The 21,020-nt window shown below is 60.1% G+C and carries 14 protein-coding genes and 1 rRNA gene; 3 read left to right on the top strand and 12 right to left on the bottom strand.

The window, feature by feature from the left end:
- Nucleotides 1-3: 3 nt before the first annotated feature.
- Nucleotides 4-975, top strand: coding sequence for an ABC transporter permease (locus O0882_RS22455; protein WP_086145100.1), 972 nt, complete (start codon nt 4-6; stop codon nt 973-975).
- Between the two features lie 142 nt (nt 976-1,117).
- Here the strand turns inward: O0882_RS22455 and O0882_RS29130 are convergent, their stop codons facing one another.
- Nucleotides 1,118-2,074 (bottom strand): NUDIX domain-containing protein, encoded by a 957-nt coding sequence (locus tag O0882_RS29130; protein WP_354670284.1) that lies wholly within the window; start codon nt 2,072-2,074, stop codon nt 1,118-1,120.
- Nucleotides 2,075-2,149: 75 nt separating this feature from the next.
- On the opposite strand from O0882_RS29130, the gene O0882_RS22445 reads away from it, so the two are divergent.
- Nucleotides 2,150-2,914 (top strand): DeoR/GlpR family DNA-binding transcription regulator, encoded by a 765-nt coding sequence (locus O0882_RS22445; RefSeq protein WP_289951643.1) that lies wholly within the window; start codon nt 2,150-2,152, stop codon nt 2,912-2,914.
- Between the two features lie 35 nt (nt 2,915-2,949).
- Here O0882_RS22445 and O0882_RS22440 read toward each other — a convergent pair whose 3' ends face one another.
- The 10 genes from O0882_RS22440 to puuE all read right to left on the bottom strand — a co-directional run bounded on the left by O0882_RS22440 (nt 2,950) and on the right by puuE (nt 20,180).
- On the bottom strand, nt 2,950-4,017 hold the full coding sequence (locus O0882_RS22440; protein WP_289951642.1) for a S1/P1 nuclease: 1,068 nt from the start codon (nt 4,015-4,017) through the stop codon (nt 2,950-2,952).
- 2 nt (nt 4,018-4,019) lie between these two features.
- Complete coding sequence (locus O0882_RS22435) at nt 4,020-5,249, bottom strand: phospholipase D-like domain-containing protein (protein WP_289951640.1); 1,230 nt, start codon at nt 5,247-5,249, stop codon at nt 4,020-4,022.
- Between the two features lie 16 nt (nt 5,250-5,265).
- Nucleotides 5,266-6,963, bottom strand: a complete 1,698-nt coding sequence (locus O0882_RS22430; RefSeq protein ID WP_289951638.1) for a bifunctional metallophosphatase/5'-nucleotidase — start codon at nt 6,961-6,963, stop codon at nt 5,266-5,268.
- Nucleotides 6,964-7,119: 156 nt separating this feature from the next.
- Nucleotides 7,120-10,566 carry a TonB-dependent receptor gene (locus O0882_RS22425; RefSeq protein ID WP_289951636.1) on the bottom strand — a complete coding sequence of 1,149 codons (3,447 nt, stop codon included), beginning with the start codon at nt 10,564-10,566 and terminating at the stop codon, nt 7,120-7,122.
- A gap of 792 nt (nt 10,567-11,358) precedes the next feature.
- Nucleotides 11,359-12,846 (bottom strand): adenosine deaminase, encoded by a 1,488-nt coding sequence (locus O0882_RS22420; protein ID WP_289951635.1) that lies wholly within the window; start codon nt 12,844-12,846, stop codon nt 11,359-11,361.
- Between the two features lie 43 nt (nt 12,847-12,889).
- Nucleotides 12,890-14,206: a guanine deaminase gene (gene guaD / locus O0882_RS22415; RefSeq protein WP_289951633.1), complete on the bottom strand. Its 1,317-nt coding sequence runs from the start codon at nt 14,204-14,206 to the stop codon at nt 12,890-12,892.
- Nucleotides 14,207-14,215: 9 nt separating this feature from the next.
- Nucleotides 14,216-15,295: a xanthine dehydrogenase accessory protein XdhC gene (xdhC, locus tag O0882_RS22410; protein WP_289951631.1), complete on the bottom strand. Its 1,080-nt coding sequence runs from the start codon at nt 15,293-15,295 to the stop codon at nt 14,216-14,218.
- Nucleotides 15,296-15,304: 9 nt separating this feature from the next.
- Nucleotides 15,305-17,650 carry a xanthine dehydrogenase molybdopterin binding subunit gene (gene xdhB / locus O0882_RS22405; protein WP_289951629.1) on the bottom strand — a complete coding sequence of 782 codons (2,346 nt, stop codon included), beginning with the start codon at nt 17,648-17,650 and terminating at the stop codon, nt 15,305-15,307.
- 10 nt (nt 17,651-17,660) lie between these two features.
- Nucleotides 17,661-19,127 carry a xanthine dehydrogenase small subunit gene (gene xdhA / locus O0882_RS22400; protein WP_289951627.1) on the bottom strand — a complete coding sequence of 489 codons (1,467 nt, stop codon included), beginning with the start codon at nt 19,125-19,127 and terminating at the stop codon, nt 17,661-17,663.
- Nucleotides 19,128-19,226: 99 nt separating this feature from the next.
- Nucleotides 19,227-20,180 carry an allantoinase PuuE gene (gene puuE / locus O0882_RS22395; RefSeq protein WP_289951624.1) on the bottom strand — a complete coding sequence of 318 codons (954 nt, stop codon included), beginning with the start codon at nt 20,178-20,180 and terminating at the stop codon, nt 19,227-19,229.
- A 121-nt stretch (nt 20,181-20,301) separates the two neighbouring features.
- Here puuE and uraH point away from each other — a divergent pair, with 121 nt between their 5' ends.
- Nucleotides 20,302-20,655: a hydroxyisourate hydrolase gene (uraH, locus tag O0882_RS22390; protein WP_289951623.1), complete on the top strand. Its 354-nt coding sequence runs from the start codon at nt 20,302-20,304 to the stop codon at nt 20,653-20,655.
- A 257-nt stretch (nt 20,656-20,912) separates the two neighbouring features.
- On the opposite strand, the gene rrf is transcribed toward uraH, so the two are convergent.
- Nucleotides 20,913-21,020, bottom strand: a 5S ribosomal RNA gene (gene rrf / locus O0882_RS22385); the annotation flags it as partial.

Raw genomic sequence — 21,020 nt, 5'->3', positions numbered from 1 at the left:
ACCATGACACTCGACGACTTTCATTTCGCCAGCATCCTGGTATCGACCGTGCGCAATGCGCCCGTCCTGATCTTTGCCGCCATGGCCGGCCTGTTCGCCGAACGCAGCGGCATGATCGACATCGGCCTGGAAGGCAAGATCCTGGCCAGCGCCTTCGCTTCCGCCGCCGTGGCCTACACAACGCAAAACCCGTATTACGGCATGGCCGCAGGCATGCTCGTCTGCGTCGCCCTGGCCCTGCTGCAGGCGTATGTCAGCATCACGCAAAAAGGCAATCAGCTGGTGGCCGGCATGGCCATCAACATCGCCATGAGCGGACTGACGTTCGTGCTGGCGCAATTTTTCTTCCAGCAAGGCGGCCGCACGCCCGACCTCGGTTCGGCGCGCCTGTTCGACGTGGTCTTGCCGGGCACGCAATACGTGGAGCACATCCCCTTCATCGGCTGGGTATATGCCCATTTGATCGGCGGCCATTCCATCCTCGTGTATGTGGCGTTCCTGCTGATCCCGCTCGTGCACTGGCTGCTGTACCACACGCGCTTCGGCCTGCGCCTGCGCGCCTGCGGCGAAAACCCGCATGCGGCCGACTCGGCCGGCGTGAGCGTGGAAGCGACGCGCTACCTGGCCATGCTGGTGGCCGGCATCCTGTGCTCGTTCTCGGGCGCCTATCTGGCCATCGTGCAAAGCGGCTTCTTCCTGCGCGACATGTCGGCCGGCGCCGGCTACCTGGCCCTGACGGCCATGGTGTTCGGCAACTGGCGCCCCGTCTACACTTTCCTCGGCTGTCTGATGTTCGGCTTCTTCGCCGCCATCCAGATCCAGATCGAAGGCGTGGACTTGCCCGTCGTGGGCCGCATTCCCGGCTCCTTGATCCAGATGGTGCCGTACGTCGTCACCGTGATCGTGCTGGCGGGCTTGATGGCGAAATCCATCGCGCCGAAGGCCATCGGTATCCCCTTCGTCAAGTCCCGTTAAGAGCACCTGAGAAAATACCCATGGCGTCGTTGCCTTGCCTCGTCGTACATTCGTACTGCCTTCGGCAAGACGCCTAGCCCTGGGCATTTTTCAGGCGCTCCCTAAAATGACAAAAAAGCGAAGCCCGCGGGCTTCGCTTTTTTTACGCCTGGGCAATCTCGTCCAGCGAGAAAAATACGGACAAACCAAGACTGCGCGCCACGGCCACCATCTGATCGGCGCCCTGGGAAGCGCCGCCCAGGCGCAACACGGCATCGCAGTGGCTCAATAAACGCGTCGCATGCGCGTGGAACAGTTCCTCGTACACGGCGTCGCCCACCCGGGTGGAACCAGCCAGCGCCAGCATGGGCAGGGCCAGCCATTCACCGAGCACGGGCATGTGGCCCTTGGCATACAGGGGCAGACAGACAGCTTCCATGGCCGCGACATTCGCCGCCATCAGTGCGGGATCGTCGCCCGTGCCGGAGCGGTAGGGACCGGCAACCAGTATCTGCATGCCAAGTTTGCGCGGCATCAAGTGCAGCTGCGCATGCTGCAGCAGCATGATGGTCTTGCCATCGCAGATGCGGCCATCGGCCACCATCCGCAGCGCCTGCGCCAGGGGCAGTTCCAGCACTTCGATATCTTCGCCCTCATGGGCCAGGCCGCCGCCATCGCCGATGCGGCTGGCAGGGTCGTATTCGGCGACAAAGAAATGCAGGCGCTCGGTCACGGAGCCGGGACTCATGAAAGCCTGGAATATCTTGTGCACCTGCCCCACGCGGTAACCGGTTTCCTCTTCCACTTCGGCGCGGATGCGCTGCTCCGCGCTGGCCTCTTCCAGCAAGCCGGCGGCCGCTTCGATGAGGAAACCGTCGTGGCCTGCGCGGTAGGTGGGAAAGCGGAACTGGCGGATCAGGATCACCGTGCGCCTGATTTTGTTGTAGAGCAGGATGGTGGCGCCATCGCCGCGGTCATAGGTTTCCCGCGTCTGCGTCTGCCACTGGCCATCGTGGCGCAGGTAATCGAAGGTGGTCTTTTGCAGCAGATACCAGTCGTGCGACAGGGTCTGCACCTGCTGGATGCGGACCCGTTCCTGCTTGCTATTTTCTTCGCGCATCGTGTCTCCTTGTGCTTGCGTTGATCGACTTTATCATGCAAACTCGTGCAATATCAAGAAAATACAAGAAAACCCATGCTGACACAGCAACGCAAACAATATCTGCTGGACTTGCTCCAGCGCGAAGGCCAGCTCGTCGCCAGGGCCGTCAGCGATGCCCTCGGCTTGTCGGAAGACACGATACGGCGCGACCTGCGCGAGCTGGCAAAAGAAGGCTTATTGGAGCGCGTGCACGGCGGCGCCCTGCCCTTGCTGCCGCGCTCTCCCGCGCTGGCGACGTTTGCGGGACGCGAACAGATTTCGCCGCAAGCCAAGCCCGCCATCGGCCGCGCGGCGGGCGCCATGATACAGACGGGGCAAGTGGTATTTCTCGATGGCGGCACGACCGCCGTGCAACTGGCGCGCCAGCTGCCGCGCGACTTGTGCGCCACCATCGTCACGCACAGCCCGTCGATTGCCGTCGAACTGGTGCATCACCCATCGATCGAGGTGCTGATGCTGGGCGGGCGCCTGTACAAACATTCGATCGTGGGGGTCGGCGCGGCGACCGTGGAAGCGATCGGCCGCATCCGCGCCGACCTGTATTTCATGGGCGTGTCCAGCCTGCATCCGCAAGCGGGCATCACCACAGGCGATTACGAAGAAGCGTGCGTAAAACGCGCGCTGAGCGAGGCCTCAAGCCGCACCATCGTGCTGGCCTCGCCGGAGAAGTTCAATACGGCTTCACCGTTCCAGATCGCGCCCTTGAGCCAGGTCAACGACATCATCGTGCACCGCGACGTGGACGACGCCCTGCTCGCACCCTACCGCGAGATGGGAATCAACATCATCCTGGCATGAAAAAAGCGGCCCGCAGGCCGCTTTCAAATGACATCTTACTGTGGCCAGATCGCCTGCAGCACGGCGGCCAGATGATAGCCCGCCTCGGTCAGTTGCTGCTTCGCCAGCGCCGAGCTGGGCACAGGATAATTGTCCGGCACTGTCAAGCTCCAGACGTTGTAGACCTCACCCTTGCGGCTGGTCTGCTGCGTGGCCGGACCGGCCACCACGTCCGTAAACGCAATCTTGGACGCCGCCAGCGAGGCATCGGCCCACTGATACGGCCAGGTGGCGGGGTCGCCGTTATTGGCGCTCACCACCGGCGTGCTGGCGATCACGGTACGCGCAAACTGCTGCGGCGTGCGCGTGCTCAGGCGGCGCATGGCGTAATCGACCACGGTCGTATCCCAATACGAATGCAGGGGCTTGGTGGGCGACTTCGGATACGCTGGAGCTTTTGCTGTCCCCTCTTCCGCCGGCAACGGCGCGGGAATCACGGCGTCGGACAGCGCCGTCATCTTCGCATCGTCGAGCAGCAAGTCGTTGCCACCGCGCGCATTGAAAATGGCGACGTCGTCAATCTCCGCCTGCGTGGCGGGCACGAAAAACTGGCCATCCTTGCCGAGAAACGCATTGCCCACATGCAAAGGCTGGTGGATATCGCCCACCAAGTGGGTGATCAGAATCAGTGCTTCGCGCTGGCTGAAGCCGTGCGGATTGCTGGCCGCATCAGCCTTGCCCTGCAGCACCAGGATCGCCTGCTTGAGCGTTTGCACGATATCGTCGTCGGCCGTGCCCACGCCATGGTCATGGTAGTGCGCGTTCTGGAATGGCACGTTCGTGTAATGGTATTCGCCATGCTTGGGGTTTGCCGCCACATACGCCAGCATTTCCGGAGATTGCGGACCGCAATACGTGCCCTTCACGCAGTCGGGCCAGTTGGCGATCTTTTCCAGGCTTTCGCCAGGCAGCAGCAACTTGGCCACTTGCGCCTGGGCCACGCTACCTTTGAGCAATTGATCGGCGATGGCGCCCACGGCGCGGTGGCCATCATTGCCCCAGGCCAGGACATTGCCGGAAGAAATAGCGGCGCCCAGCGCCAGCACGCTCATCAATTTTTTCACGCTTACTCCTTTGCTTGCGGCGTGGCCTTGGCCGGCTTCGGATACTGCTTGTTGATGTCGATCGGCTGCGCATACGCCGAGCTCCACGTTTGCTCATGCAGGGCGGCAATACGCTGCGCCATCTGTTCGTTGCGCAGCACCACTTCCAGGTTGCGCGACAAATCGAAATAGCCGCCCGCCCAGTTGCTCGTGCCGACCCAGGCCAGCTTGCCATCGATGCTCATGGTCTTGCTGTGGATCACGCGCGCGAATGGAATGAAACCCGTCGAGGCCGCAGGAATCGTCACGATGCGGATTTCCACGTTCGGCACCAGGGCCAGGCTTTTCAGGTAGGCGATGGCCGGCGCTTCCGTGTTCCAGGCGGACACCATCAGCTTGATTTTCACGCCGCGCTGGGCGGCCGCGCGCACGGCATTGTCGATCACAGCGTAGTACGGACGCGTGCGGTTCGGGCCGTAGGACAGGGGCGCGTAATCGAGCAGCTGGATGCGCACTTCGCTTTTCGCTTCGGCCAGCAAGGCGGGCAAGCCCGTTTCCGAGTCGCCCACGCCAGCCGGGTTATACGCATTCGGGCTGGCCAGCAGGAAAGCGCTTTGCGCGTAATTGGCTGGCACCACCTTGCTGTTGAGCACCGTGGCGCGGCTGCCTTGCGACGTCAATGCCTGCGCTTGCCAATCCTGCTCGAAAATGGCTTGCACCTGGCTCACCATGCTTGGCTCCGTGATTCTCAAGCCCGTCTCATGGATGTGCTCGAACGAGCGCCAGTCGAAATTCTGGCTGCCGATGTACGCGACCTCACCATCGACGGCCAGGTATTTCGCGTGCACGATGCCATTGCCCGTGATTTTATTGAAATCGATGAGGCGCAAGTCCAGGTTCGGAATCGCCTTGATCCGGGCGATGGTCGCCGCTTCCGACAAGCCCACGCCCTTCTGGTCCAGCAGGAAGCGGATTTTCACGCCACGCTGGCCGGCGGCCGTCAGGCTGGCCAGCACCTTTTCAAAAGCCGTGCCCGGTTTGCTGACGGCATAGAACTGGGCGATGACGATCTCTTTCTTGGCCGAATCAAACAGCTCGCTCCACACGGCGACGGGCTCGCGCAGGTCGGGATTGGCCAAGCTCGTTTCTACGGGCGAGGTGTGCACCAGCTCAAAGCCGGGAATGGTGAAATCGGCGTGGGCCGTGCCCACGAACAGGGTAGAGACGAGCAGGGAAACAGATAAATGACGCATGCTTATTCCTTGTAAATTATTTGACGCGCACGATGCGCCCGGCCGCCGTGGCGCTGCCGGCGGGCTTGCCGGCACGCGCGCGGGCGATCAAGTAATCGCTGAAGGCGTCGATGTCGCGCACGCCCGTGTCGAGACGGCGCGTGCCGGCCGCCAGCACGGTGAAACGGTCGCCGCCGCCAGCGAGGAAACTGTTGGCGGCGACACGGTATTGTTGATTGTCTTCAAGAGCAATGCTATTCAGCATGATGCTGCCCGGTAGCACGCGCTGGCCTTGCGGCTGCGTGCTGTCCCAGCGATATGTAAAACCTTCGGACACTTGCAACAGGTTGTTGTCTTCCGCTACCGCGCCCGGCCATTGCTGCTCAAGCAGGGTACGGATTTGCGCGCCGGACAGGCTGACGACGATCAGGGTATTGCCGAACGGGACCACGGCCTGGTTCTGGCCCACGTTCGTCATCAGGTCGGCGCCCGCTTCCAGGTCCTTGCGGATGCCGCCATTGTTCATCAGGCCGATTTGCGCGCCAGCAGCGCGCGCGCCGAACAGGGTGCTGTCAGCCACCAGGTCGCCCAGCGCGGAAGCGCCACTACCCTTGGTGCTGCGGCCCACGTTCGGCACGGCGATGACGGCCACGGGACGCGACAATTCTTGCGCGCTGCGCTGCTTGACCGATTCCAGGTAGGCTGCCACGGCCGGGTCCGGCTCATACATGCCTGGCAACATGACGACGTTGTGCGCGCTGGCATCGACGACCGCATTCTTGACGGGATCGACCTTGAGCTTGATGCGCGTCAGCATATGCCCGCCCATCTGTGCTTGTGTCACGAGCCGGCCATCGACACGGCACAGATAGCCTTGGTGCGAATGACCGCTGATGACCAATTGAATGGCCGGGTCGAGGCGTTTCACCACGTCGACCACTTCCCCCTTCAGCTGGCTGCAATCGGGCTGGTCGACGGCTTCCTTCGTCTCGCCTCCTTGGTGCAGCAGCACGACGAACACGCCCACGCCCTGCGCGCGCAACTGCGGCAAGGTGGCGTTGATGGCGTCCGCTTCATCGCCAAACTGCAGGCCGGCAATGCCGGCCGCCGTCACCACGGATGGCGTATCTTTCAGCACGGCGCCGATCAGGCCCACCTTGACGCCATGCGCCTCTTCGATGCGGTAGGCAGGCAGCAGGGACTTGCCCGTTTGCGTGTCGATGACATTGGCCGCCATATAGGTGTAGCTGGCACCCTTGAAATCGGGCGTGAACTTGCACGCCTTGTCCGCGCGCGACGACTCGCAGCCGCCGCGCTGCTGGCGCAGCAATTCCGCCTTGCCCTGGTCAAATTCATGGTTGCCGACGGAACTGGCCTTCATGCCCAGCATGTTCATGGCGACGATACTCGGTTCGTCCGCCCACAGCGCCGACATGGCGGGGCTGGCACCGACCAGGTCGCCATTGCCGACAAAAATCAGCTGCGCATCTTCGCGCCGCCACGCCGTCAATGCGCCGGACAAGGTATCGATGCCGCCCGCCTGCACCGTCTTGCGCTCGGTACCGGCGACGCTCGTGTAGGTAAATTTGCTGCGGTCGAGATTGCCATGGAAGTCGTTCAGGGCGACCAGGTTGATATCGACAGGGGTCGTGGGAGGCGTGGAAGGTGCGGCACAGGCGGCCAGCAGCAAGGTCAGGGCCGCCGCTGCGGCGACTGGTGTCAGATGATGTTTCATGGTCCCCACGTAGTCATCGTTGTCAAAAAAAATCTGTCTCGTCCGGGGGGACGCCAAGCGCCGCAAGCCCATCAGAGTATCCAAGAAAGCAGAACATAAACGAAAAAACGGCCGGTGTCGCCACCAGCCGTTTGCAACTTCAATCAAGCGCCGAGATTAGAACTCGTACTTGACCGTAGCCTGGATCGCCCATTGGGACTCACCCTTGTTTTGACGCACTTCATAGTTTTCCACCTTGTCGCGGACTTGGTAGATGTAACGGCCTTGATCATCGAGACCTGCAAAGTCAACAATGCTGCGTGCCTGACCACCGCCCGATTGGAAGCCGATTTCATTGATACGGCCCCACTTGCGGTTGATCATGTTACCCACGTTGAAGAAGTCCATCGTGAACACGCCTTTATTGCCTTTGAAGAAGCCTGGCACTTCCTGGCTGATACGCATGTCGAAGCTGTTGGTCCATGGTGCGAAGCTGCCGTTACGGGAAGCAACACCACCGGCGGATTTTTTCAGATCCGGATTGCTGTTGACGAAAGCCCAGAAACGGTCTTCGTTGGCATGATTGGTGGGGGTGTCGTAACGGAACACCACTTCACCCGAACCTGGTTTCGACGGAATGTACATCAAGTCGTTACCCTGCACGCCATCACCGTTCAAGTCATTGTTGACGGTCCAGCTATACGGCTTGCCCTTGCGACCTTCATAGAACAGACCGAAAGTTGTTTTATAGGTGCCGAAGAAGCGTTTTTGCCAGTTGATCATGGCATTGAAGCGGTCTTTCACCAGATAGCTCGAGTTCGATGCCACTTCTTCATTCGGATTGAAGATACCGCGGGCATTGAAGTTCGAGTTCGACACCGACGACGTCAGTGGCGACACTTCCGTTGCATCCGTGTAAGTGTAGGCAAGCGACCAGCCGAAGCCTTTGGTCATTGGCTGGCTCAGCGACAGGGTCACCAGATTGCCTTCGCCTTTGTCCGTTTTCTTGGCAACGAGTACGTTGTTGTAGTTCGTATTTTTCAGGGCACGAGACACGGCGCCGCCGCAAACCGGAGCCGCCGACGAACTCAGCCCAGCAGTGGCAGTCCAGCAATCCGTATTATAGGCATTCGCCGAGTAGTACAAATTACGTCCATCTGTGCCCTTAGCTGTCGGCGTACCCAGATTCAGGTGCTCGTAGTAAATCGCATCCTTGTTTTTGGTACGCAGGTATTCAGCGCCGAAAACCAAACCCATCCATGGCAATTCATGCTCGAACGCCAGGTTGGCTTTCCAGATCGATGGCTGGCGCAGGCCTGGCGACAGGAAGTCGACGTTGGCGGCGCCATCACCGATAAAGACTGGTTGCTTGTCAGGATCAGGGTTGAACAGGCCGCCGACGGTCGTACACGGCTTGAAGCTGCCGCCGCAACCGACGACGCGGGTCGCCATGCCGGAGTTTGCAAACGGGTTCGACATCCACACGGTCGCCGCCGCACCCTGGAACAAGCCGGCACCGCCACGGATTTGCATCGGACGGGCACTGTCAAACGTGTAGTTGAAGCCGACGCGCGGCTGCACCAGGGTCTGGCCGTCGATGGTCTGGGTATTATCCAGTCCAAAGCCACCCGTTTGCGCCGTGCCGCCCAGGCCAGTGCGGCCGCCCGTGGCAACACCTGCCACCATCGGTGCCGATGCGGCGGTATTGCGCGTAGGACGCTCGCCAATGGCGGCTTTATCCACACGCACGCCATACTGCACGGTCAGGCGCTTGTTGACAGTCCAGACATCTTGCAGGAACAAGCCATAGTTTTTCAGGCTGAAATCAGCAGCGGCCCCCTCAAGCGTGCCTCCCGCGACGGGAATCTGCACCTGGTACGAGCTAGGACGACCAATGCGGAAGTTTTCCAGGATCGCTTGCTGGATAATTTCAGGCGACGAAGCAGTCTTGCCGCCGCAGGTCACGCTACCGAACGAATACTTGTAGGTTGCCGAGCTATTCGTGCAATTGAATGTGTAATTGCCGTTGATATTCTGCGCAAACAGGTTATACACATCGTTCTTGCTGTAATCGCCGCCGAATTTGACTTCGTGGTCACCCAAAGCCCAGTTCGCACCCAGGTAGGCGTCCTTGGTTTTGGTGGTCAGCACATTCAACTGACGGCTCATTTCCGTACCGAAGTTCAGGAAACGGTTATCGGTAGGAACGCCCGCTGGCGAGCCGGCAGGATTGGCGCCGGTAAATTGCAGGCCGATCGCAGGCAAGCGCGAGTTGTTCGTTGGCGTGCTTTCATAATCGCGCGACGACACCTTGAACTCGGTCGAGAAAGTCGGCGTCCAGTCAGCAAACCACTGTCCAACAACGGTTTCGATCTTTTTATTCTGCGTGTACCAGTAGGAATTGAGCGCCAGGCCAGTGGACGTCACGCCGGGGAACATCGGCTCGGATTGGTCGGTTTTCGAATAACGGACCATGGCACGATGGTTATCGTTGATATTCCAGTCCAGTTTCAACAGGGTATCGTTCACCAGCAGCTGAGTGCCCGCAGGTATCGACGTGGTGCCGATATCGAGGCCATTGTAATTATTCTTGGCGATCGCCTGAGCAGCGGCAATTGCGGCATCGGAAATACCGACGTTGGTCTTGTTGCTGCCCAGCGGGCCAAACGATGGCGCGGTGCGCGTGCTTTCCAGGCGCTCTTTATTGGCGAAGAAGAACAGTTTGTCCTTGATCAGCGGGCCGCCGACGGTAACACCCTTGGTCGTTTCGCGGAATGGTTCCGGAGCGCTATAGGTATCCTTGGTATTGTCATAGCGGTCGCCGGCCATCTTGTCGTTACGGAAGACGAAATAGGCGCTGCCTTTGAATTCGTTGGTACCGGACTTGGTCACGGCATTGATGTTCGCGCCCGTGTAACCCTTTTGCGTCACGTCATAGTTGGCGACGTTCACTTGCACGGACTGGATCGCCTCGATCGAAATCGGTTGCTTGGCCGTCGGGCTGCCATTCGATTCCAGGCCGAAGGTGTCGTTCACTGCCACACCATCGATGGTCATCGAGTTATAGCGCGAGTTTTGACCTGCAACGGACAATTCACCGCGCTCTTTGTCGGTTTGCGAAACACGCGGGTCGGAACGGGCGTAGTCTTGCAGATTGCGCTGGATCGACGCCTGCATGGCCAGCTCGCTGGCGCCGATATTGGTGCCCGCACCCATGTTGCTGCGGTTAAAGATCTGTGCGCGTGCGCCCGTGCCGGTCACATTCACCGTCTGCATCTGCGCGCCCAGGGTGGCGTCCACGTTGGCCGTTTCAGCCAGTTGGACGTACACGCCTTCGCGTTTTTCCACTTCACCATTCTTGGTGATGGTGATGGTGTAAGGACCGCCGGCGCGCAAGCCGCGGGCGACGTAGCGGCCTTCCGCATCGGTCGTCACGTTGCTGACGGAACCCGATTCGGTATGAACGATGGTAACGGTGGCACCAGCTGCCGGCTTGCCGTCGGTGGCCGAGATACGGCCGCCGATGGAAGACGTAGTGTTCTGTGCGAACGATGGTGCCGCCGCCAGTGCAATAGACAGGCTTAACGCGATTTGCGTCAGCCGAAGTCGCTTGTGATTGATCATCTTTAACCCCAGAAAAGACTATTATTTTTTGAAAATCCTGGATTGCCCCACTGTCCGGCTGCGCCGCACAGCAACACAAACACAACATTTCCTCTTTACGATACTGCAACTGTTACACCGGCTGGACTGGCTGCTGGCCCTGACAAGACCTTGCACAAACGCCTTTCCACTCATCACAACCATCGATATTCAAGCAATAACGGCGAGAAACGTATTCTCTTCCGTACAACACGGGGCGCTAGCACCTGTGTCATACACCCGACATCCCTACCCGGCTAACATGGCAAGCCGCGAGTGTAATTGTTAAATATTTCAAGCCTGTGACACGGCGGCAAGAAGCAGGAAAATGTCGTCATTTATTCAATTGACTGTTCGTTTTCACCCTGCATCTCACCTTTATTTACTGCAAATACCCATCTTCATACGCTATCAGCCATATGAATTGTGACTTTTTAATATCACACTCATCCCACTATGCATCATCAAAAAATGGATGACAAATACGTTTTTTTTTACATATTTATACATTTTAAGTATAAATAGCATGTGGTAACTAGCCGGATTGATATCGTGTGACAGCGTCCGGGCTTATGGCGCGAGATTATAAATGAGCAATATGTACTTGAAATTAATTCATCCAGGAAATTGTATAAAGTCGTGCATCTGCCGTTAATTGTGTCGCATGGCTGCCACAAAATTAACAAAATAACAGCATGGGAATTTGGAAGGAAAATGGAAAACGGCCGGAGAATCCGGCCGTCTTGATAGGATTAGTTATGAACGTCGCGCAACTTACGGTTTTTCGCTCTTGCCTGCCTTGTCGGCAGCGGCAATTTTCGCTTCAAAACGGGTAAAACGGGCATCGAGCGCTTTCAGCAAACGTTGCTTGTCCGCTTGCGCCAGGAAGGAATAACGCAGGCTGTTGTATGACAGCTTTTTGATTTCCGCATAATCGGTCTTGTACCGGCTGGCAAACAGCACGTACTCATTCGACAGGGTATTGCGCGAAACGCCCGCATCATCGGTGGAGATGACGAACGGCACGCCATATTTGCGGTACAGGGTGATCGGATGGGCCGGTCCCTTGATACCGAGAATGTAATCGTTGCTGGTCAGGTTCACTTCCACGGGAATATTGCGTTCGCGCATCTTCTGCATGGTGGCCAGCGCATTGTGCTCATAGGCGATATCCATGCCATGACCAATCCGGTCCGCGCCGGCCACATCGACGGCTTCGGCGATATGGAACGCCATGCCTTCCGGCGGCACCATGCCCAGCGCCAGTTCGCCGGCGTGCAGGGCGATTTTGACGTTCGGATATTTTGCCTTGAGGAACTTGAACATTTCCATGTGCAAGCTGTAATCGCGCATGGACACATTCACGCTTTCCTGGCCCACGATGTTCACGCCCACCAGCAGCGGATTCAGGCTCGCTGCCTTGAACGCTGCCACCATGGACGAGAACACTTGCGATGGCGACAGGAAACGCAGCACATACGCCTGGTAACGCATGGTGAAATTCGCATCGTCGATGCCGGCGCTGCTGGCGTTGACGTTGTCGTTATACGCGGTGATGCTTTTCTGGAAGCTGGTGTCCTGCTCCAGGCTGCCTGTCCAGTTGGCCAGCACGGCTTGCAGGGCTGCCGGCTGCAAGCCCGGCGCCAGCACTTGCTGGTCGAACTGCGCATTTTGCACGAATGGCGACAGCTCGAAAATCGTCTCGATGTAGCTGAGGTTTTCCGCGATGGCGCGCTGCTTCAGGGTGTTCAGGCCGTCGGCCGTATTGCTCGATGCGACGGGGCCGAAATAGCCAAACGTATCAAAGAAGGTACGGTCCGGTGGCGTCTGGATGGCGCCATGGTTGTAGAAATCCTTGGTCGACCAGCGCTGCAGCAATTGCGCGTACAGGCCCGCATCGGCGAACACTTCCGTGGACGACAGGCAGCCACGCTGCGCGGCCGGCTTGGCGCGCTCGGCCGCCACGACGTCCTTGTTGCTTTCGATGCGATACGTCGTCTTGTTGACGCAATAGTTTTCCTTGTCGACCCAGTCGAGGAATTGCTCGGCGTAAATGGCGCCCGAGTAATGGTGGTGCAGGTCGCCGCCCTTGGGCATCATGGAAAAGAACAGGCTCAACTCGGCTGTCTTCGGCTGCGCGCCGGCAAGCAGGGCGGCAAAATGGCGCGCGGTGGCCGCTTCGTTGGAAGACGGGGCGGCCTGCGCCGTTCCGGTCAATGCCAGCGCGGCGCCAAGCGCCAGGCCAGTGAGTTTCTTGTGCATTCGCGTTCTCGCTCAGGATAATTCGTATGGAACAACGGGTAGGTCAGCCCTGCCCCCGCACATGCACGCATTGCCCGCCTGAATAGGTGGCGGCCACGGCGCGGTCGTCGCCCAGCAGCGCAAAGGCAAACAGCATTTCCTCCAGGCTTTGACAGCCAGCCGTGCGACGCGCCAGCAGCGGCGTCGATTGCTTGTCGAGCACGATGAAGTCCGCTTCCGTGCCTGCCGTGAAATTGCCCAGGGTACCTTCCAGTTGCATGGCCCGTGCAGCACCCAGGGTCGCCAGGTAAAACATGCGCAAGGCGGGCAGATAGCTGCCTTTCAAGCGTGCTACTTTATAGGCTTCGTTCATGGTTTGCAACATCGAGAACGAGGTGCCGCCGCCCACATCGGTGGCCAGCGACAGCAGCACTTTCGCCGCATCGGCCCGCTCGAAATCGAACAGGCCGCTGCCGAGGAACAAGTTGGAGGTGGGACAAATGGCGGCCGCCGAGGACGTTTCCGCCATGCGCGCGCGGTCGCGCTCATCGAGCCAGATGCAATGGCCGAACATGGCGCGCGGGCGCAGCATGCCGTACTGGTCGTACACATCGAGGTAGCTGCGCGCCTGCGGATGCAGTTCGCGCACCCAGCGGCACTCATCCTCGTTTTCCGACACGTGCGTCTGCAGATATGTATCCGGATAGGTGCGCGCCAGCTCGCCAGCCAGGTGCATCTGTTCATTCGTGGACGTCGGCACGAAGCGGGGCGTGATCGCATACAGCGAGCGGCCATGCTTGTGCCAGCGCCGGATCAGCTCCTCGCTTTCGCGCGCGCCGGACTCGGCCGTGTCGCGCAGGAACTCGGGGCAATTGCGGTCCATCATGACCTTGCCCGCCACCATGCGCAAGCCGCGCGCCTCGCTGGCGCCAAAGAAAGCATCCACCGATTGCGGATGCACGCTGCCATATACCATCGCCGTGGTGGTGCCGCAGCGCAGCAGTTCATCGAGGAAAAACTCGGCGACATTGCGCGCATGCACAGGGTCTTCAAATGCGCGCTCGGTGGGGAAGGTATACGTCTCCAGCCACGGCAGCAAGCCCGGTGCGGGCGAGGCGATCATTTCCGTCTGCGGGAAATGCAGATGGGTATCGATGAAACCCGGCACGATCAGCTTGCCGCGGTAATCGACGATATGCGTGCCGGGCGGCAAAGTCGCTTGCAGTGATGCGTAATCGCCAGCCGCCACGACCTTGCCGTCGGCGACGATCAGCAAGCCATCCGCATGCCAGGCGTGCGCCTCCTCGGTGAAAGCGGGATCGGCGTGGAAGTGCAGCAAGCTGGCACGGTAAGCTTGCAATGTGGCAGGAACAATCGGCATGACTTCTTTCTATAACGGATGAATGGCGGCGCGTGGTTGGCGGCGCGGTGGCGCGCTGGCAGAGGCCAGCCGCAGCGGTGTGGCCAGGGCCGCGCTGGCGGCTTCCTCCCACACCATCAGTAATTGACAGGCAACGGAGGCGGCGATCACGGCCGGCGCCTTGTTGCGGATGCCGGGCATGCCGATCGGACAGACCATGGCGGCAATGCGCTCGTCCGGCACGCCGCGCGCCTGCAGGCGGTGCTCGAACTGCTTGCGTTTCGTGTGCGAACCGATCAAGCCGAACCAGCCCGCATCCTCGCGCTCCATGATGGCTTGCGTCAAGCGTTGATCCAGCGCATGGCTGTGCGTCATGACGAGAAAACTGCCGCCCGGCGGCGCCATGGCGACAAACTCTTCGGGCGTGTCGGTGGCGGCGATGCGCACATTACTTGGCAACCCCGCCGGCAACGCCGCGGGAAACATGTCTTCGCGTTCATCGACCCAGGTGACATTGCAGGGCAAATCGGCCAGCGCGCGCACGATGGCCGCACCCACGTGACCGGCGCCAAACAAGGTCAAATGGGCGCGCGGTGCCAGGCAGGGATCGACCAGCCAGCGCCGCCCTTCACTCCCCTGCGCCACATGGGTACTGCGATCGCGTGAAAACGTGTCGGGCGCCAGGCCTGGCATGCCAGCGATCAGCGTGCCCGCCGCATCGAACAGGACCGACGCAGCGTCGCCGTCGAGCGCCGTCAGACGCCAGCTATCGTGCTGGCGGCGCTCGCGCAAGGCGGCCAGCAATGCTTTCAGGCCGGCATCGACATATTCGAAGGCCAGATGGACGACGCCGCCGCAGCATTGCCCGAGGCTGGGACCGAGCGCAAAACGCTCGAGCCGCGCATGCGTGTCGCCCGTGGCCAGCATGGTCTTGGCGATTTCCACGGCACGCAATTCCAGGTGGCCGCCACCGATGGTGTCCATTTGACCATCGAGGGTGACGCGCATCTTCGCGCCCGCCTCGCGCGGCCCGGAACCTTCCACCAGGGCCACCGTCACCAGCACGGATGCCTGCATGTCATTGTCGATTGCTGTCAGCCAGTCGCTCATCTTCTGCACCTATACGCTAGCGCAAACCGCTTGCACGGCCATGACCGCCTTGAGGATTTCCTCGCTGGTGGCGGGGGCATTGAGCGGTGGTTGCACGGCGTGATGGCCCACGCTGGAAATGGCGTCGCGGATGGCAAAGAACACGGAAAACGGCAACAGCAGCGGCGGTTCACCCACGGCTTTGGAGCGGTGGATGCTGTCTTCCACGTTGCGGTTCTGGAACAGCTTGACGCGAAAATCTTCCGGACAATCGGAAATGCCGGGAATTTTATACGTCGATGGCGCGTGCGTCATCAGCTTGCCCGCCGCATTCCACCACAGCTGCTCCGTCGTCAGCCAGCCCATGCCCTGAATAAATGCACCTTCCACCTGACCCAGATCAATCGCGGGATTCAATGACTGGCCCGCATCGTACAAGGCGTCCGCGCGCAGCAGTTTCCATTCCCCCGTCAGGGTATCGACCACCACCTCAGCCACGGCCGCGCCATATGCATAGTAGGAAAATGGATGACCCGTCATCGTCTTTGCATCCCACGACAGGCCGGGCGTGGCATAAAAACCGTCCGACCACAGTTGCACCCGCGCCAGATACGCCTTTTGCACCAGCTCGGCAAACGCCACGACATGGCCATTCACGTGGACGTGGTTATCGAAGAAGCGCACAGCGGCAACATCGCCGCCATACAGTTTGACCGCGTAATCGGCCAGACGTTCGCGGATCTGGCGCGCCGCATCCTGCGCCGCCTTGCCGTTCAGGTCGGCGCCGGTGGACGCCGCCGTGGCCGACGTGTTTGCCACCTTGCTGGTATCGGTGGCCGTGGCCCGTACTTTGTCCAGGTCCAGGCCCAGCTCGTGCGCCACCACCTGCATGACCTTGGTATTGATGCCCTGCCCCATTTCCGTGCCACCATGATTAACCAGCACGGAACCATCGACATATACGTGGACCAAGGCACCCGCCTGGTTCAGATGCGTGACGTTGAAGGCGATGCCGAATTTCAAGGGCGTGAATGCCAGCCCCTTCTTCAAGACCGGGCTGGCCTCGTTGAACGCATCGATGGTGCGGCGGCGCGCGCGGTAATCGCTGCTGTCTTCCAGTTCGGCGACCAGTTCATGGATCACGTTGTCGACGATTTTCTGGCCGTACGGCGTGACATTGCGCCCCTCGGCATCGTTGCGGCCATAGAAATTGAGCAGGCGGATATCGAGCGCATCGCGTTGCAAATGGCGGGCGATTTCATCGATCACGTACTCGATGGCGATGGCGCCCTGCGGCCCGCCGAAGCCCCGGAAAGCCGTGTTCGACTGCGTATTCGTCTTGCCGCAGGCGGCGCGGATATCCACGTCGGACAAATAGTATGTGTTGTCGAAGTGGCAGACGGCGCGCGTGGCGACGGGGCCGGACAAGTCCGCCGAGTAACCGGCGCGCGTGGTCATGTCGACCTTGGCGGCCAGGATCCGCCCGTCGTCGTCGTAACCCACTTCGTATTCATAGTAGAAACAGTGGCGCTTGCCGGTCACCAGCATGTCGTCGTCGCGGTCGGCGCGCAATTTGACGGGACGCTTCAGTTTAGCCGCCGCAATCGATGCGGCCGCCGCCCACAGGGCCGACTGCGATTCCTTGCCGCCGAAACCACCGCCCATGCGCCTGCATTCGACGGTGATGTTATGCGAATGCACGCCCAGCGCATGCGCCACCACGTGCTGCATCTCGCTCGGGTGCTGGGTCGAACACAGCACCAGCATGCCCTGCGCTTCCTTCGGGATGGCGTAGGAAATCTGTCCTTCCAGGTAAAACTGTTCTTGGCCGCCCACATACAGCTGGCCCTTGACCACATGCGGCGCCGCATCGAACGCGGCCTGGAAGTTGCCGCGCGTCAGTTGCATGGACGGCAGCACATACGACTGTGCCGCCTTGGCCGCTTGCGGCGTCATGATCGCAGGCAATTCCTCGTACGACACTTGCGCCAGGCGGGCGGCGCGGCGCGCATGGTCGTGCGTATCGGCCACCACGATGAAGATAGGCTGGCCCACGTATTGCACCAGTTCCGCAGCCAGGATGGGATCGTCATGGATGATGGGACCGCAATCATTGGTGCCAGGAATGTCCTGCGCCGTGTAGACGGCGGCGACACCTCGCGCACTACGCACGGCCGACAAATCCATGGCCGTGATGCGCGCATGCGGCTTTTGCGACAGGCCTAGCGCCGCGTGCAAGGTGCCGTGCAATTCGGCGATATCGTCCGTGTAGGTGGCTTGCCCCAGCACATGCAACTGCGCCGATTCATGGGGACTGGGCTTGCCCACGGCGCTCCAGGCAGCCGCTTGCAGTTCGGGCGTGGCAGGATGGTTCATGCTGGTCCTTTCAGGCGCGGCAAGCGTAGGCGTTGACGGCAGTACGCAGCAAAGGCGCACCGGGGCGTGTTTCCAGCCAGAAGCGGCGCAGCAGGTTTTGCGCCGTCGTCATGCGATAGGTATTCGAGGCGCGCATGTCCGAGAGCGGCGCGTAATCGTCGGCCAGCAAGCGCATGGCGATAACAAGGTTGTCTTCCGTCCACGCTTGTCCGCGCAGAAATGCTTCCGTTTGCGCGGCGCGTTGCGGCGTGGCAGCCATGCCGCCAAAGGCGATGCGCGCGTCGACGATGCGCTCGCCGTCGAGTTCGAAAGCAAACGCGGCGCACACGGCCGAGATATCCTGGTCGAAGCGCTTCGCCAGTTTATACGTGCGGAAATGCACGTCGGCACGGGGCAAAGGCACGCGCACGGCTTCGACGAATTCGCCGGGTTGCAGATCTTTCTTTTGGTAGCCCAGATAAAAGTTTTCCAGCGGCATGATGCGCTGGCCGGCGGGACCGCGCAGCACGACCTCACTACCCAGCGCAATCAGCCACGGCATCGAGTCGCCGATGGGCGAACCATTGGCCACATTGCCACCCAAGGTGCCGGCATTGCGGATTGGCAAGGAAGCAAAGCGCTGCCACAGTTCCGACAATTCTTGCGGATAGTGCCCACACAGCGCCGCATAAGCATCGTTCAGGCTGGCTCCGGCGCCGATGTGCAGCTTGCCATCGTCCACAGCGATGGTTTTCAGGGCAGCCACGTTGCCCAGATAAATGATGTCTCCCAGGTCGCGCAATTGCTTGGTGACCCACAGGCCCACATCGGTGGAACCGGCCAGCAGGCACGCTTGCGGCTTTGCCGCGCGCAGCGTCACCAGTTCATCGATGCTGCGCGGCGCGTGGAAATACTGGCCGGCGTGTTCATAGGTGCTCAGGCTGCCGCGCTGCAGCGCCTGCAATTGCTGCGCCAGGGCATCGCGGTCAAACGCGACATGCGGCAGCTCGCCCATGCGCCTGGCCGCATCGATGATGGGCCGGTAACCGGTACAGCGGCACAGATTGCCGGACAGGGTGTCATCGATTTCGCAGCGCGTGGGCGTCTCGCCGTTTTTTGCCAGATACATGCCCCACAGCGACATGACGAAGCCGGGCGTGCAAAAACCGCACTGGGAACCGTGGCACTCGACCATCGCCTGCTGTACCGGGTGCAGGGCGCCGTCAGGCTGCTGCAAGTCTTCCACAGAAAACAGGGCCTTGCCATCGAGGGTAGGGGTGAGCTGGATGCAGGCGTTGACGGCCTTCATCTCCACCTGGCCGTCAACCAGGCTGCCGATGACCACCGTGCAGGCGCCGCAATCGCCCTCGGCGCAGCCTTCCTTGGTGCCCGTGCAATGCAAATCCTCGCGCAGGTGCTGCAACACAGTCTGCGTAGGGGCGGCGTTGCGTACTTCCTGTACGGCACCACGGTAATAAAAGCGGATCGGTTCTGACATGCTGGCCTCGGTATAGTCCCAGTATAGGAGATTAACACCGGCATATGGGACAACTATATGCAAAGACTGATTTTACTTATCATCCAATATCAATACCCATCAAACATCATAGGGATGGTTCGCATGCCAGTGCTCGGCAATATCGATGCGGCGCGTGATCCACACCTGCTCATGGCGCTGTACATAGTCGAGGAAGCGCGCCAGCGCCGCAGCCCGTCCAGGCCGCCCCACCAGGCGACAATGCAAGCCCACGGACAACATCTTCGGCTGATTCAAGCCGTTCGGATCGCCTTCCGCGTACAGCACATCGAAGGCATCCTTCAGATAATCGAAAAACTGCGTGCCGGAATTAAAACCCTGCATGGCGGCAAAGCGCATGTCGTTCGTGTCCAGAGTGTAGGGCACGATCAGTTGCGGCTGCACGGCCGCCGCGCCTGTCGCATCCGTATAAGCCACCTTCTCCCAGAATGGCAAGTCATCGCCGTAATAATCGGCGTCGTAGCGAAAACCGCCATGTTCGACCACCAGTTTGCGCGTATTCGGCGAATCGCGCCCTGTGTACCAGCCTTGCGGGGCGGAACCCGTCAATTCGCGGATGATCTGCACGGCTACACGCATGTGTTCGCGCTCAGTCGCTTCGTCCATGTTTTGATAGGAAATCCAGCGCAAGCCATGACAGGCGATTTCATGCCCCAGTTGCTGGAAGGCGGCTACCGCTTCTGGATTGCGCTTCAAGGCCATCGATACGCCAAACACGGTCAGCGGCAGGCCCCGCTCCTCGAACATGCGCAACAAGCGCCATAGTCCGGCACGCGAACCGTATTCATAAATCGACTCCATGCTCAGGTGGCGCGCAGGAAAAGCGGCCGCACCGATCATTTCCGATAAAAACGTTTCCGAGGCGGGATCGCCATGCAGCACGTTGTTTTCCGCCCCCTCCTCGTAATTGAGGACGAATTGCAAGGCAATGCGGGCCTTGCCCGGCCATTGCGGATGCGGTGGCTTGCGGCCATAGCCGATCAAGTCGCGTGGATAATGTTCGTAATTGTTCATGCGGAGGCGCGCCTATAGGAGGACAATGTTGGCTATATGCCCAATCATATAGCCGGGCGCAGTCACCGGTATATGATTTGCACGATAAGCACATTCACTCACCCTATATACAGGATAGCAAATGGGAAAACTCAGCACGCATGTACTCGATATCGCCCACGGCAGGCCGGGAGCCGGCGTCAAGGTGGCCCTGTTTTCAGTCACGCCGGAAGGCAAAGTGTTATTGAAGATGGATATGACCAATAGCGACGGCCGCTGCAGTTCACCCTTGCTGGAAGGCGACAGCATGAAGGCGGGCCAGTACGAACTGGTATTCAACGCAGGCGACTATTTCGCCGCCCAGGGCGTGGAACTGCCCTCGCCCCGCTTCATCGACCTGGTCACCCTGTCCTTTGGTATCGCGCATACGGATGAAAACTACCATGTACCGCTGGTGGTGTCGCCGTGGTCGTACTCGACTTATCGCGGAAGTTAAGCGACGTTAGATGACAAAGGCAGCGCGCAGCGCTGCCTTTTTTTCGTCTGTTGTGCGGCACCGGGGTCAGACCCTCAATACCGCTAACGTAAGATTCGACGCCAACGCGCGAGGCGGGGGGATGCGCCCCAGTGGGGCACATCCCGATCACGAAGTGACTGACCCCAGCCTTTGCTGTTGGGTGGCCCCGGTAAATATCCAGACGAAAAAAAACCCGACCATTGCTGATCGGGTTTTTCTCTTACTGCGAATAACAAGCCTGACGATAACCTACTTTCACACTGGTTGCAGCACTATCATCGGCGCAAAGTTGTTTCACGGTCCTGTTCGGGATGGGAAGGGGTGGGACCAACTTGCTATGGTCA

Source organism: Janthinobacterium sp. SUN073, assembly GCF_030397665.1.
In the GTDB taxonomy this organism is placed as follows: domain Bacteria; phylum Pseudomonadota; class Gammaproteobacteria; order Burkholderiales; family Burkholderiaceae_D; genus Janthinobacterium.
The sequence above is the reverse complement of the archived record's forward strand: the minus strand, read 5'-3'. Positions and strand labels throughout refer to the sequence as shown.